A 13,805-nucleotide genomic window follows, 5' to 3' on the forward strand; every position below is an offset into this window, starting at 1 on the left:
GGACCCGCCCCGCGCCGAAACAGTGAGTTCCCGCTGAAACCGTGTGTTCTGATCACTGTTTCAGCGGGAACTCACTGTTTCGGCTGGACGGGGGTCGGCTGGACGGGGGTCGGCTTGTCAGACCCGCGTGCCCCGGGCCACGGCGCTCCGCAGCAGCCCGTTCAGGACGTCCGCGTGCGTCAGCTGCGGATGGTGGCCGGCGCCTTGGATCGTGACCAGCTCGACGTTGCCCCGTGCCTCGAGTTCCTCCACCCTCTCGGGAGCGAGCGGATCCTCGCTGCCCGTGACGATGCGGACCGGACCGGTGTACCGGCCCAGCGCGTCGCGAAGCTCGGCGGGCCAGCGCTTCGATCCGACGCGGACGAGCTGTGAGGCCACGCGAGGAGCCGCGCCCCTCTTGAGATCGCTGACACTGGATTCCAGAGCCGCGGCACTCGCATCCGCCCCGGTCAGACGGCGCGACAGCTTCACCGCGTCGGTCCGCCGCAGGTACGCGCTCACGAACGGCCTCAGGATGGCCGGCAAGCCACCCGATGCCTGGAGGAAGAACGGCGCGACCAGCGTCAGGGACCGGACCCGCTCGGGGAACCGCGCTGCGGCGATCACGGCGGCCCCCGCGCCGATCGAGTGGCCGACGAGGTCGACGTCGTCGCCGCGGAGAAGCGCCGGCAGCCACTCGTCCCAGTCCTGAACGCCGGTCCCGCCGCTGAGCCCGAGGCCGGGCAGGTCGACGGCCCGCGCGCCGCTGCCCGCGGCGACTCCGGCCCAGGTGTCGGCGTTGACCGGCAGACCGGGCAGGATCACGCGGGAAGCCTCGGGGTCACCGAGCTCGAAGGTGCGCACGCCGGCGACGTCCACGAAGCGCCGGTCCCCGCCCTTCGCGGCGCCGAAGCGATGCGCGGCCAGGTAGTCGACCCAACGGTCGATGGAGAGCAGGACGTCGGGCATCGGGATGCCGTGCCTCGCGGCGAGTTCGACGGCGGGTCCGGTCGGGTAGCGGTCCGAGGACAGGAAGCCGAGCGTCTCCGGATCGGCCTTGGTGACCCACGCCGGGAGCCGCTTGATGACGCCGACCGGGACCTGTAGGCGCGGGACCTTCGCGCCCAGCCGGTTGCCGGCACGGGTGAGCAGTTCCCTCAGCGGCGGGGTGGCGTCGTCGAGAACCCAGAAGGCCCGGTCGACGGCCTCGGGATCGACCGCAGCCGCGGCCATGAAGGACGCCATGTAATCGACCGTCAGGACCGGGAGGAACGTCGAGTCGCCGGCGGGGAGTGCCGCCGCGGTGCCGTCCCAGATCTGTTCGATGGTCTTCGTCATGCCGATGTACTGCTCGGTCTCCCCGGTCGAGCTGTCACCGATCACGGTGGCCGGGTTGATGATGGTCCAGGGGACGCGTCGCTCGATGGCCCGGGCCTGGAAGACGGCGTCGGATTCCACCTTGGAGGCCTCGTAGCCGCCGAGTTCCTTGTACACCGCCGCGCGATGCTCCTCGGACCACGGAACGGCCGTGGGGTCCTGTCCGCCGACCCGGTAGCCCGAGATGTAGACGAGCCGCTGCAGCTTCGGAAGGTCCGCGGCGAAGTCGACGACCTTCTCGGCGATGCCGACGTTCGCGCTGCGGGCCTCCTCGGCGGACATGCCGAAGCGGAAGGCGCCGGCACAGCAGTGGATCTCGGTGATGTGGGGCAGGGCGGCCGGGCCACCGGCGATGATCCCCGGGGCGTCGAAGTCGGCGATCACCGTGCCGACCTGCCGCGTCAGGCCGTGGTCCGCGAGCCACCGCCGGACCCGTTCCGCCGATGCCTCGCTCCGGACCGCGGCCGTGACGTTGGCGCCGGCCTGGGCGAGGGTGAGGACCAAGTGGCGGCCGATCAGGCCGGAGGCCCCGAAGACGAGGGCCTGGCGGGATGCTCCGTGCGAGGTCATCGCGCACCCCCTGCGGCCTGGAGACGCTGGTTGATGAGTTCGGCCACGACGTCGGCGGCCGTGAGCAGGGGCTGAACGCTCCGGGTCGCGCGGGAGACGATCACCGCGCCCTCCGTCGTCGAGACGATGACGGTCGCGAGCGCGCGGGCCGCCTCGGCGTCGAGGCCTCCGGATTCGAGGAGGGCGGCGGTCGGGGCGATCCATGACTCGAACGCGGTGGCGCAGGCCTCGCGGAGGCGTTCACTGTCCGCACCCATTTCGAGGGTCACCACGGAGACGGGGCAGCCCAGGCGGTAATCGCTCTCTCCGACGATCGCGGCCAGCGCCTCGATCGCGGTGCGGGCGGCGTCGGCGGGGCCACCCGCGGTGGCGGCGGCTTCGGCGATGAGTGTTCCGAACTGCGCCGCGGCGAGTTCGATCGCGGCGACGCCGAGGCCCTCCTTCCCGTCAGGGAAGTGGAAGTAGACCGAGCCCTTGGGCGCCGCGGCGTGTTCGGCCACAGCGTTCAGACCCGTGCCGCTGTAACCGCCGGTCTGGATGAGTTCGAGCATGGACTCTGCGAGCCGTGCCTTGGTGAGCGTTCCTTTGGATGCCATACGAAAATAATAGACCAGTCTATATATTTTTCACAACCAGGAGTTCCGAGGCTCCACGCGACCGGTCCGAAGGCCCGTTAAACGCCGAAACAGCGGGTTTCCGTCGAAACAGTGCGCACAACACACTGTTTCGACGGAAACCCACTGTCTCAGCAGGCGGAGCAGGCGGATCGGGTGCCCCGGTGACCAGGGATCAGGCGAGCGGGCCCACAGCCTTCTCGGCGGCGTCGCGCACGGCGCCGGCGCCCACGAGCTGGTCGGCGGCCTCCAGCTCCGGCGAGAGGAAGCGGTCGGCGCCCGGGCCCTCGACGACGGCGCGCAGCACCTCGAGCACGGCGGTGCCGGCCGGGCCCGGGGTCAGCTCGCCGTCGGAGAGCTGGGTGCGGATGTCGAGGGCACGGCAGCTGGTCACCAGTTCGATCGCCAGGACGCGGCGGAGGTTCTCGATGGCCTTGCGCAGCTTGCGGGCCGCGTGCCAGCCCATGGACACGTGGTCCTCCTGCATGGCGGAGCTCGGGATCGAGTCCACCGAGGCCGGGACGGCCAGACGCTTGTTGTCCGAGACCAGTCCGGCCTGGGTGTACTGGGCGATCATGAGGCCGGAGTCCACCCCGGGGTCACCGGCCAGGAAGGCGGGCAGGCCGTGGGAGCGGGCCGGGTCCAGCATGCGGTCGGTGCGGCGCTCGGCGATGGAGGACAGATCCGCCACGGCGATGGACAGGAAGTCCAGCACGTACGCCACCGGGGCGCCGTGGAAGTTGCCGTTGGAGGAGACGCGGCCGTCGGGCAGGACCACCGGGTTGTCGATCGCGGCGGCCAGCTCGCGGGTGGCGACCAGCTCGGCGTGCGTCACGGTGTCGCGGACGGCGCCGGCCACCTGCGGGGCGCAGCGCAGCGAGTAGGCGTCCTGCACGCGGGAATCGCCCACCTTGTGGGAGGCGACGATCGGCGAGTCGGAGAGGACCCGCAGCATGTTGTCGGCGCTGGCGGCCTGGCCCGGGTGCGGACGCAGAGCGGCGTGCAGCTCCGGCAGGAACACCTGGTCCGTGCCCAGCAGGGCCTCGACGCTGAGCGCGGCGGTGATGTCCGCCGTCGTCATCAGAGTGCGCAGGTCGGCGATGGCCATGAGCAGCATGCCGAGCATGCCCTCGGTGCCGTTGACGAGGGCCAGGCCCTCCTTCTCGGCGAGCGTGACCGGCTCGATGCCGTGCTCCGCGAGCAGTTCCGCGACGGTCGGACGGCCGGCGACGCCGTAGAGCTCGCCGTCGGGCCCGAAGGCCTCGCCTTCACCCATGACCACGAGGGCGCAGTGCGAGAGCGGAGCGAGGTCGCCGGAGCAACCGAGCGAGCCGAACTCGCGGACGAGCGGGGTGATGCCGGCGTTGAGGACCTTCACGAAGGTCTCGAGGACCTCGGCGCGGACGCCGGTGCGGCCGGACGCCATGGTCTTGGCGCGCAGGAACATGATGGCGCGGATGACTTCACGCTCGACGGCCGGGCCCATGCCGGCGGCGTGACTGCGGATCAGCGACTTCTGCAGCTGGGTGCGCAGCTCGTTCGGGATGTGGCGGTTGGCCAGGGCGCCGAAGCCGGTGGAGATGCCGTACGCGGGGGTCTCGCTGACGGCGAGCTCGTCGATGTGGGCGCGGACCTTGGCGACATTGTCCAGGGCCTCCTGGGAAATGGTGATCTGGGCGCCGTGACGCGCGACGGCGAGCACGTCCTCGGCGGTCACGCCGCTGGAGTTGAGGACGACGGTGGTCTCGGAAGTGGTGAGGGTCATGGGAGGTCTCTGTTCCTTAGGGGAATCGACTGCTCCGCAGTTGTCGTTTTGAACCCTCAAAACGACAACTGCGGAGCAATGGATGGGAAGTGGGTCAGGCCCGGGGTGTCAGCCCTGCATCGGGATCCGGACGCCGCGCTCGGCGGCGACCTCGATCGCGCGCTCGTAGCCGGCGTCGACGTGGCGGATGACGCCCATGCCCGGGTCGTTGGTGAGGAGGGCGGTCAGCTTGGCGGCGGCCAGTTCGGTGCCGTCAGCCACGGAGACCTGGCCTGTGTGGATGGAGCGGCCGATGCCGACCCCGCCACCGTGGTGGATGGAGACCCAGGTCGCGCCGGAGGAGGCGGCGGTCAGGGCGTTCAGGAGCGGCCAGTCGGCGATCGCGTCGGAGCCGTCCTTCATGGCTTCGGTCTCGCGGTACGGGGAGGCCACGGAACCGGAGTCGAGGTGGTCACGGCCGATGACGATCGGGGCCTTGACCTTGCCCTCGGCGACCAGCTTGTTGAAGAGCAGGCCGGCCTGGTGACGCTCGCCGTACCCGAGCCAGCAGATGCGGGCCGGGAGGCCTTCGAACTCCACACGCTCCTGCGCGGCGTCGATCCACTTGTGGAGGTGCTTGTTCTCCGGGAAGAGCTCCTTGATGGCCTCATCGGTCACGCGGATGTCCTCGGGGTCACCGGAGAGGGCCACCCAGCGGAACGGGCCGAGGCCCTCGCAGAAGAGCGGGCGGATATACGCCGGGACGAAGCCGGGGAACTCGAAGGCGCGCTCGTAGCCGCCCTTGCGGGCCTCGTCGCGGATGGAGTTGCCGTAGTCGAAGACCTCGGCGCCGGCGTCCTGGAACTCGACCATCGCCTGGACGTGGCGGGCCATGGAGACCTGGGCCTTCTTGGTGAAGCCTTCGGGGTCGCCCTCGGCCTCGCGCTTCCACTCGTCCATGGTGATGCCCTCGGGCAGGTAGGACAGCGGGTCGTGCGCGGAGGTCTGGTCGGTCACGACGTCGACGACGAACTCGCCGGCCTGGTGACGGCGCAGGATCTCCGGGAACACCTCGGCGGCGTTGCCCACGTAACCGACGGACCAGCCGCGGCGCTCCTCCTTGGCCTTGAGGACCTTGGCGATGGCGGTGTCCAGATCGGTCTCCACCTCGTCGAGGTAGCGCTTGCCGACGCGGCGGCGCAGGCGGGACTCGTCGACGTCGACGATCAGGCAGGCGCCGTCGTTCAGCGTGACGGCGAGCGGCTGGGCGCCGCCCATGCCGCCGCAGCCGCCGGTGAGGGTGAAGGTGCCGGCCAGCGGACCCTCATGCTCGCGGCCCTCGCCCTGGCCGCCGTCGGCGCGGCCTTCGGCGATGAGCTTGTTGCCGAGGGCGGCGAAGGTCTCGTAGGTGCCCTGGAGGATGCCCTGGGTGCCGATGTAGATCCAGGAGCCGGCCGTCATCTGGCCGTACATCATGAGGCCCTCGGCCTCGAGGCGGCGGAACTCGGGCCAGGTGGCCCAGTCGCCCACCAGGTTGGAGTTGGCGATGAGCACGCGCGGGGCCCACTTGTTGGTGCGGAAGACGCCCACCGGCTTGCCGGACTGGACCAGGAGGGTCTCGTCCTCCTCCATGTCCTTGAGGGTCTCCGTGATGGCGTCGAACGCCTTCCAGGAACGAGCGGCGCGGCCGGTGCCGCCGTAGACCACGAGGTCCTCGGGGTGCTCGGCGACCTCCGGGTCCAGGTTGTTCATGAGCATGCGCAGGGGCGCTTCGGTCTGCCAGCTCTTGGCGGAGATCTCGGTGCCGCGAGGCGCCTTGACCGGGCGGGTTCCGGTGGTGAAATCGGCGGGTGCCATGGTGACTCCTTGTGTGGCCAGTGGTTCGGGGCACCTCGCCGGGGGCGTCGTTGCCGTTCCGGGTGCGGTGCTGTGCTTCCCTTCAATGACACCGCACTCCGCGCCCTGTCACGAGAGGCTTTCCAGGGGTCTTGTCCGGGATTCCGGACATGGTGCCTCCGGGCGGCGATCCCCCCTTAAACAGTCAGTCCCCGGCGCCGCAGCGCCGGGGACTGACTGTTCAACCGGGGAAAAGCGGGACGTCAGAACGCCCGCAGGATCCCGTCGACCAGAGCGTCCGGGAAGCCCGGCTCGGCCTCGAGCACCACGCGGCACGTGGCACCGTCCTGATCGCCGTCGCCGCGGTAGCGTCCGCGCAGGTCACAGACGGTGGCACCGCGTGCGGGGCCCTGCCCGGTCTCGACGGCGACCCGCACCACCGGCCCGAGCGTCACCGCCACCTCGCCCAGGGCGATGGCTGCGGCGAGGGGGTCGTGCATGGCGGACGACGGACGTCCGAAGATCCCGCGGTAGAACTCGAAGTAGTGCTCGAGCATGCGGGCAAGGGTTTCGGGGACGGCCTTGCCGGAGTCGAGCAGCCGGCGCCGGTGGCCCTCCTCCATGACCTCGGTCATCGTCACGTCGAGCGGCACCAGCGTCACGGGCCACGGCGCCGCGAGGACTTCCGCGGCGGCTTCGGGGTCGTGGAAGATGTTCGCCTCGGCCGCCGCGGTGATGTTCCCGGGGGCCAGCGCCGCACCGCCCATGATGGTCACGTGCGCCACCAGCTCCGGCAGGCGCGGCTCCCGGCAGAGCGCCTCCGCGAGATTCGTCAGGGGCGCGACGGCGATGACGTGCAGCTTCCCCTCCTGCTCCCGCGCCAGCCGGATCAGCATCTCCGCCGCGGATTCCGCCTCCGGCTCACGGTCCGCACGCGGCAGCTCGACCCCGCCCAGGCCGTTGTCACCGTGCACGTGCGGCGATCCCCCGCCGTAAGCGACCGTCTGGAAATCGTGGCAGCCGACGGCGACCGGGATGTCCGGACGGCCCGCCAGCGCGAGCAGATCCAGCGTGTTCCGGGCGCACTGCGCGGCGTCGCTGTTGCCGCTCACCGTCCCGACACCCAGCAGCTCCGCCCGCGGCGAGGCGAGCAGATGCGCGATCGCAAGGGCGTCGTCGATGCCGGTGTCGCAGTCGAGGTAGACGGGGATCGTGTCCATGGGGTCCTTCCACGGTTCACAGTGGGTGGGGATGAGAGGGTCAGCCGAGCAGACGGGCCTTGGCGGCGGTGAATTCCTCACTGCTCAGCTCACCGTTGCGGTGCAGCACGGCGAGCGCTTCGAGTTCCTCGGCCAGCCCCACCGTCGTCGACGCCGGCCGGCGTTCCGTCCGCGCCGCCCGGGAGAGCTGCACCAGCATGCGGGCCTTGGCCGAGGAGGCCGATGCCCCCGAACTCGCGCGGCCGGCGTCGCGCTCGATCCAGATGAAGGCCGGGTCGCCGTTCTCCGGGGCCTCGGAGCGCCGGATGCCGGGTGCCCGGGACGCCACCACGACGTCGGAGGGCTTGCCGGGCGGCCATTCGTAGTGGACCTTCACCACCAGGGCGGAGACGGCGTCGTTGCTTTCGGCGGTCCGGACGAGTGTCCCGGTGACGGTGCCCGGCACCCGCACGGATTCCTGCCGGAAGGCCGCGTAGTGGTCGATGAAACGGCGCGACTCGGCGTACCGTTTCCATCCTGCGAGGTATGGCAGCCAGGCTTGAACCAGGAAGATCCAGGGGAAGAACAGCCACAGGACGTTCCAGTACCAGGGGAAGAATCCCTCGTCGTCCCAGGCGCCGACGGTGATCACCCAGACGGCGAGCACGCTGCCGGCCAGCAGGACGACCCCCAGGAGGAGACGACGCCACACGCTCATCATGGGCGGGACGATGCGTTCAGGGCCCTCCGGCAGAACGGCTGCGTCGTGCGCGGTGGCGGCGATCCTCAGGACGGCGCGTCGGTCCACGGGTCCGGGAAAGAGACTCTGAGGTGCGGCCATGCCACCAGCCTAGTCGGCGGAAGCGAGCCGGGACCGGCCAGGCACCGCCCGCACCCCCGGCTGAGTTCGCTCTCCACGCCGTGAGTTCGCTACTCGATGTAGCGGACTCACGGCGCGCGCAGCGAACTCAGCGGTCCCGGAGCGCGACGACGTCGGCGTCCGTGCCGTAGGAGGCCTGGGCGCCACGGCCGGTGGCGGCGTGAGCCGCGGCGACCGAGGCGTAACGGGCCGCCTCCATGAGGGAGTCACCGGCCGCTAGCCGCGCGGCGAGTCCTCCGGTGAACGCGTCGCCCGAACCGGTGGTGTCCACCGGCTCGATGCGCGTGGCGGCGATCCGCTCGATCGCGGCGTCGTCCCCGGAACCCGCGCCGTCCAGCACCACGACGCCCTGCGCGCCCAGCGTCACCAGGACCCGGCGGAACCCGGCCTCGGCGAAGGCCGCGGCCACGGCGGCCCAGTCCTCCCCCTCGGCCGCGGGAGCCTCACGGCCCAGGAGCTGACCGGCCTCATGGGCGTTGACGAGCAAGATGTCCGTGGCCGCCACGAGGTCCGCGGGGATCGGGGCGAACGGGGACAGGTTCAGGATGACCGAGGCGCCGGCCGCGCGGCCCGCCCGGGCCGCAGCGAGGACGGTCTCCTGCGAGACCTCGAGGCACAGGCAGACGGCCGCGGCGCCGTCGAACACCGAGGAGGCCTGTTCGACGTCCTGCGGGGAGAGCTCTCCGTTGGCGCCGGCCACGATCACGATGCTGTTCTCACCCTGTGCGTCCACGGTGATCCCCGCGACGCCGGTCGGCACGCCGTCGATCCGGCGCACCGCCGAGACGTCCACGCCGGAGTTCCGGGCGGAGTCGAGGAGCATGGCACCGTTGGCATCATCGCCCACGGCCCCGATGAGCCGGACATCGGCCCCGAGGCGCGCCGCGGCGACGGCCTGATTGGCGCTCTTGCCACCCGGCTGGATGACGAAGTCCGTGCCGAGCACGGTCTCCCCCGGCAGCGGCATCCGCTCGGCGTACAGGGTCAGGTCCGCGTTGAGGGACCCGACCACGACCACATGACTCACTGCTGCACCTCTGCTTCTGCGGGACGGGGGATGAGGAAGGAGACGGCGAACGCGGCCACCGTGATGACCAGGCCCGTGAGCACCACCGTGAGGTAGGACAGCTTCGGGTCGGCCAGGGACTGCGTCGCCTGAAGCACGGCGGGCAGGACCAGGAAGCTCAGACCGGCGCCGAGGTTGAAGGCGCCGGCGTTCATGCCGGGCAGGAAGCCGGGGTTGCTCTGCGGCGAGAGCACGACTCCGAGCCCGTTGAGCATGATGTTCACGGTGCCAGCGTAGGCGATGCCGAGCAGCGCGGTCGCGATGATCATGACCGGCAGGCTGCCGAGTCCGAAGAACGCGATGACGGCCAGGGCCACGAGGCTGCCGCCCATGCCCAGGTGCAGTGTGCGGCGGTAGCCGATCACCGGGGCGAGGCGGCCGCTGAAGGGTCCGACCAGCCAGCCGAGCAGGGCGTACGGGGTGAGGATCATGAGGGACATCTCGGTCGGGCCGACGGAGAAGCCCGGGGACGCGGCCTGCACGAACGCCGGGACGATGCCGTTGATGACGGCGAAGATGCCGGTCATGGTCAGGGTGGTGGTGAGGAGCAGGGCCCACATGGAGCGCTGGCGCAGGTGGGCGATCTCCACCATCGGCTGGGCGGTGCGCTTCTCCACCGTCCAGAAGCCGATGAACGCGGCCACGCCCACCAGGGCGAGGACGATCGAGAAGGTGAGGGTGCCGGCGTCGAACGCGGAGACCAGGCCCGCGGCGCTGTTGAGCGCCGTCAGCACGGCGCCGACCGCCACGACGATGAAGAACACGCCGGCCCAGTCCATCCGGGTGCCCTCCTGGGGCTTGGACTCGGGGGCCAGGACGAGGACGAGCACGGCGGCCACGACGGCCAGCGCGGTCATGATCCAGAAGAGGCTGCGGAAGCCGTAGTGCTCGGTGAAGAAGCCGCCCACGAAGGAGTCGACGCCGGCCACGCCGCCGTTGACCGCCGTGATGAGACCCATGAGGGAGCCGTAGCGGCGCGGGTCGTCGACGGCGGAGCGCAGCATGAGCAGGCAGAGCGGCACCGTGGGGCCGGAGACGCCCTGGATGATGCGGCCCACGAAGACCCAGCTGACGTCCGGGGCGACGGCGGCGATGACCGAGCCGATCGCCATGAGCGCCATCATGCCCACGAGGACGCGTTTGCGGCCCACGATGTCGCTGAGACGCGGCAGGAACAGGGAGAACAGCGCCGCGGCGGTGAAGAACCAGGTCTGGCTGAGGCCGATCGTGGCCTGGTCCGTGTGCAGCTCGTGTTCCATGGAGACCAGCGCGGGGCTGAGCATGGAGGCGTTGAGCTGGAAGGCGATGCAGGCGGTCAGCAGCGCGGCGGTCAGGACGCCGACGCCGGGCCCGGACTTGGTGGCGGTGGTGGTGCTCATGCCGCGGCTCCTGCCTGCTCGGGCTCACCGATCGCCTGGATGGCGTCGATGACGAGGTTCCAGAACTTCTCGCGGTCCAGGTCCACGGCCACGGACGTGGTGCAGTCCTCCGGCGCGGGGGCGCGGAAGTCGGCGACGGTCATGCCGAGGGTCAGCGTGCCGTTGAGTTCGATGTCCACGGGGACGCGCTGCGTCGTCATGACGGTCGGGTCGATGACGTAGGCGACGGCGCACGGGTCGTGGACCGGCGGGAAGTCGAAGCCCTGCGCGTCCTTGTAGGTGGCGGCGAAGAAGTCCATGAGCTCGACGACGAACTGCGCGGGCTTGGTGCCGATCGCGGCGATGCGCTCGACGACGTCCGGGGTGGCCAGGGCCTGGTGGGTCAGGTCGAGGCCGACCATGACGACGGGCCAGGACTCGTTGAAGACGATGTGAGCGGCCTCGGGGTCGATCTTGATGTTGAACTCGGCCACGGCGCTCCAGTTGCCCACGTGGTAGCCGCCGCCCATGAGGACGACCTCGCGGACGCGCTCCACGATGCGGGGCTCCTTGCGGGCCGCCAGGGCGATGTTGGTCAGACCGGCCGTCGGCACCAGGGTCACAGTGCCGGGCTCGTGGGCCATGATCGTGTCGATGATGAGGTCCACCGCGTGCCGCTCATCCAGGCCGAAGGCGGGTTCCGGCAGAGCCGGGCCGTCGAGGCCGCTCTCCCCGTGGATGTCCGGCGCGGTCTCGATGGTGCGGACCAGCGGGCGGGCGCAGCCGGCGGCGAAGGGGACGCCCGTGATGCCGGCGATCGTCGCGACGGACAGGGCGTTGCGGGTGACCTTCTCCAGGGTCTGGTTGCCCACCACGGTGGTCACCGCCAGGAGGTCGATGTCCGGATTGCCGTGCGCCAGGAGCATGGCGACGGCGTCGTCGTGGCCGGGGTCGCAGTCCAGGATGATCTTGCGGGGGCTGTTGTCTGCGGTGACAAGAGGCATGGTTGCTCCACGTCGTCGGGGGCGGGCCGCCAGGGGTGGCGGCGAGGGTACACCAAGGAGTGTGACACCGTTCACGGAGCGGCGTCAAACGCTTAACGTCAAACGCTTGATCCCGCGCGGCCCGGACGGCGCGGCCTCGCCTAAGATGGACCGCATGGACGACGACGCCGCGAACCCCCTCCCCGGCCCCCGCGCGGGCGCCGGCCGGGTCACGGCCGCCATGGTCGCCCGCGAAGCCGGGGTCTCCACGGCGACGGTGTCGCTCGTGGTCAGTGGCAAGGCCCAGGGCCGCATCTCCGCCGCCAATCGCGAGAAGGTGCAGGCCGCCGTCGAACGCCTCGGCTACGTGGTGGACACCGCGGGCAGCACTCTCTCCAAAGGATTCAGCCCCGTGGTGGTCCTCGTGGCGACGGACATCGCGAACCCGTTCTACGCCGAACTCATCTCGGAGGCCCGCGCGGCGCTCGGCGACCGCTATGAGCTGCTGCTCTCGGTCGGCGGGCCGAGGCGCCAGATCGACGCCGCCAGCATCCGTAAACTCCTGTCCCTCCGCCCGGCCGGGTTCCTCATCGACGCGCCGAACGCCGAGCTGGTCGCGGCGCTGCCGTCGGGCACGCGCGCCGTGCTGCTGGACGCCCCCGGGCTTCAGGGCGGCCTGCCGAGCGTCAACCTCGACGTGGCCGACGGCGCCGCGCAACTGGCCTTGCACCTGGCCGACCAGGGGCATCGCCGGGTGGGCTATCTCGACAGCACCATCGACGCCGCGACCTTCCGCGTGCGCCGCGACGCGTTCCGGGACACCGCCGCGGAGCTCGGGATCGAGGTGCTCGACGGCGCCGCCTCCCTGACCGACATCGACGCCGCCGCGGAGACCTTCACGGAGGCGTGGCCCGGGTGGGATGCCGCCGGAGTGACCGCCGTGGTCGGCTGCACGGACACGCACGCCTACGGAGTCCTGGGGGCAGCCGCCGAGGCCGGCGTCGCGGTGCCGGGGCGGCTCGCCGTCGCGGGCTTCGATGATCTGCCGTACTCGCGCCACACGAGTCCGCCCCTGACGAGCGTCAGCCTGCCGTCCGGCGAGCTCGGCTCCGCAGCCGGCAGGACGCTGCGGGCGCTGATCGAGGGCGGGTCACCGGTGACGGAGCACGTCGAGGTGCCGAGCCGGCTGGTGGCACGGGCTTCGACGGCCGCGGTTCAAGGCGCCACGGACTGAGGCGTCTCGCCCGTCAGGTTTTCGCGCGGCCGTAGAGGCGCGTGGTCAGCTCGTTCGCGACCTTCTGGATGCGGGCCGCGAGCGCGGGCCACTCCTCCGCCGGCACCCGGTCCTCGATGAACGTCACGGCGATGGCCGCCGTCGGCCAGCCGAGGTGGTCCGTCACGGCGGCCGCGACGGACCCGAAGCCCGGCGTCACCTCCCCGTGTTCGGTGGCGAAGCCGCGCGTGCGCACGTCGTCGAGGTGGCGGGACAGGGCCGAATAGCCGGAGATCGGGCTCGTGGTCTCGTGCCGGGAGACGAAGGCGGCCGCGTTCGGGTACAGGGCTCTGACCTGCGGTTTCGGCAGGGCCGCGAGGATCGCGCGCCCGCTGGCGGTGAGGTGGGACGGCAGGCGGACGCCGACGTCGGTCACCAGGGACGGGCGCCCCTTGGCACGCTCCTCCACGATGTAGAGGACGTCTCGCCCGTGCAGGACGGCGAGGTGGGCGCTCTCTCCCAAGGCGTCGACGAGGCCGGCGAGCAAAGGGCGGCCCAGGCGCGAGATCGGTTCCTGACGACTGTAGGCGCTGCTGAGTTCGAAGGCGCCCAGCCCCAGGCCGTACCGTTTCTCCTCTTTGAGATGCATGACGAGGCCGTGGTCTTCCAGCACCGCGAGCAGCTGGTAGACGGTGGAGCGGGGCAGTTCGAGGGCCGTGGCGATCGCACTGGCCGGCTGCGGCCCGCGCCGCGAGCTGAGGAGCCTGAGGATGCGCAGCGTGTTGTCCGCCGCGGGGACTTTGGGTTTGGGTGCACCCACGGGGCAGTCCTTTCTGCGTGGCCGCCACCCCGGAGGTGAAAGAGGGGGCGAAGGCTCACACCATTGTGACAGGCGATGCGCGACGGCGCGCGGCCGGGTCGGATGTGACGCGGGCCGGCGGCAGGGAGCAGCCGCGGGCCGGGTTCTCCGGGAGCGCACCCTTGAC

At 71.0% G+C, this 13,805-nt stretch carries 11 protein-coding genes; 1 reads left to right on the forward strand and 10 read right to left on the reverse strand.

Features of this window, described 5'->3' with window-relative positions; all coding sequences use genetic code 11:
- Positions 1-117 precede the first annotated feature (117 nt).
- The 9 genes from BLV63_RS00855 to uriH all read right to left on the reverse strand — a co-directional run bounded on the left by BLV63_RS00855 (position 118) and on the right by uriH (position 11,627).
- Positions 118-1,926, reverse strand: a complete 1,809-nt coding sequence (locus BLV63_RS00855) for an alpha/beta fold hydrolase (protein WP_066217034.1) — start codon at positions 1,924-1,926, stop codon at positions 118-120.
- On the reverse strand, positions 1,923-2,522 hold the full coding sequence (locus BLV63_RS00860; protein WP_074783906.1) for a TetR/AcrR family transcriptional regulator: 600 nt from the start codon (positions 2,520-2,522) through the stop codon (positions 1,923-1,925). The genes BLV63_RS00855 and BLV63_RS00860 overlap by 4 nt, the downstream gene beginning before the upstream one ends.
- 193 nt (positions 2,523-2,715) lie before the next feature.
- A complete protein-coding gene (gene hutH, locus BLV63_RS00865) occupies positions 2,716-4,305 on the reverse strand; it encodes a histidine ammonia-lyase (protein ID WP_066217029.1) in 1,590 nt (529 codons plus the stop codon).
- A gap of 108 nt (positions 4,306-4,413) precedes the next feature.
- Positions 4,414-6,141: a urocanate hydratase gene (gene hutU / locus BLV63_RS00870; protein WP_066217027.1), complete on the reverse strand. Its 1,728-nt coding sequence runs from the start codon at positions 6,139-6,141 to the stop codon at positions 4,414-4,416.
- 242 nt (positions 6,142-6,383) lie between these two features.
- Positions 6,384-7,340, reverse strand: coding sequence for a nucleoside hydrolase (locus BLV63_RS00875; protein WP_066217025.1), 957 nt, complete (start codon positions 7,338-7,340; stop codon positions 6,384-6,386).
- Positions 7,341-7,380: 40 nt separating this feature from the next.
- Complete coding sequence (locus BLV63_RS00880) at positions 7,381-8,160, reverse strand: SHOCT domain-containing protein (protein WP_139244606.1); 780 nt, start codon at positions 8,158-8,160, stop codon at positions 7,381-7,383.
- Between the two features lie 127 nt (positions 8,161-8,287).
- Positions 8,288-9,226, reverse strand: coding sequence for a ribokinase (locus BLV63_RS00885; protein ID WP_066217019.1), 939 nt, complete (start codon positions 9,224-9,226; stop codon positions 8,288-8,290).
- The gene (uriT, locus tag BLV63_RS00890) at positions 9,223-10,644 is read right to left on the reverse strand and encodes a uridine transporter UriT (RefSeq protein WP_066217016.1); all 1,422 of its coding nucleotides are present in this window, start codon (positions 10,642-10,644) and stop codon (positions 9,223-9,225) included. The genes BLV63_RS00885 and uriT overlap by 4 nt, the downstream gene beginning before the upstream one ends.
- The gene (gene uriH, locus BLV63_RS00895) at positions 10,641-11,627 is read right to left on the reverse strand and encodes a uridine-preferring nucleoside hydrolase UriH (RefSeq protein ID WP_066217015.1); all 987 of its coding nucleotides are present in this window, start codon (positions 11,625-11,627) and stop codon (positions 10,641-10,643) included. Before uriH ends, uriT begins: the two co-directional genes overlap by 4 nt.
- A 154-nt stretch (positions 11,628-11,781) precedes the next feature.
- On the opposite strand from uriH, the gene BLV63_RS00900 reads away from it, so the two are divergent.
- Entirely contained in the window at positions 11,782-12,840 is a 1,059-nt protein-coding gene (locus BLV63_RS00900) for a LacI family DNA-binding transcriptional regulator (protein WP_254780418.1), read from the forward strand.
- A gap of 13 nt (positions 12,841-12,853) precedes the next feature.
- Here BLV63_RS00900 and BLV63_RS00905 read toward each other — a convergent pair whose 3' ends face one another.
- Positions 12,854-13,639: an IclR family transcriptional regulator gene (locus tag BLV63_RS00905; protein ID WP_066217013.1), complete on the reverse strand. Its 786-nt coding sequence runs from the start codon at positions 13,637-13,639 to the stop codon at positions 12,854-12,856.
- Between the last annotated feature and the right edge of the window lie 166 nt (positions 13,640-13,805).

It is taken from the genome of Arthrobacter woluwensis (assembly GCF_900105345.1).
Lineage (GTDB): Bacteria > Actinomycetota > Actinomycetes > Actinomycetales > Micrococcaceae > Arthrobacter_E > Arthrobacter_E woluwensis.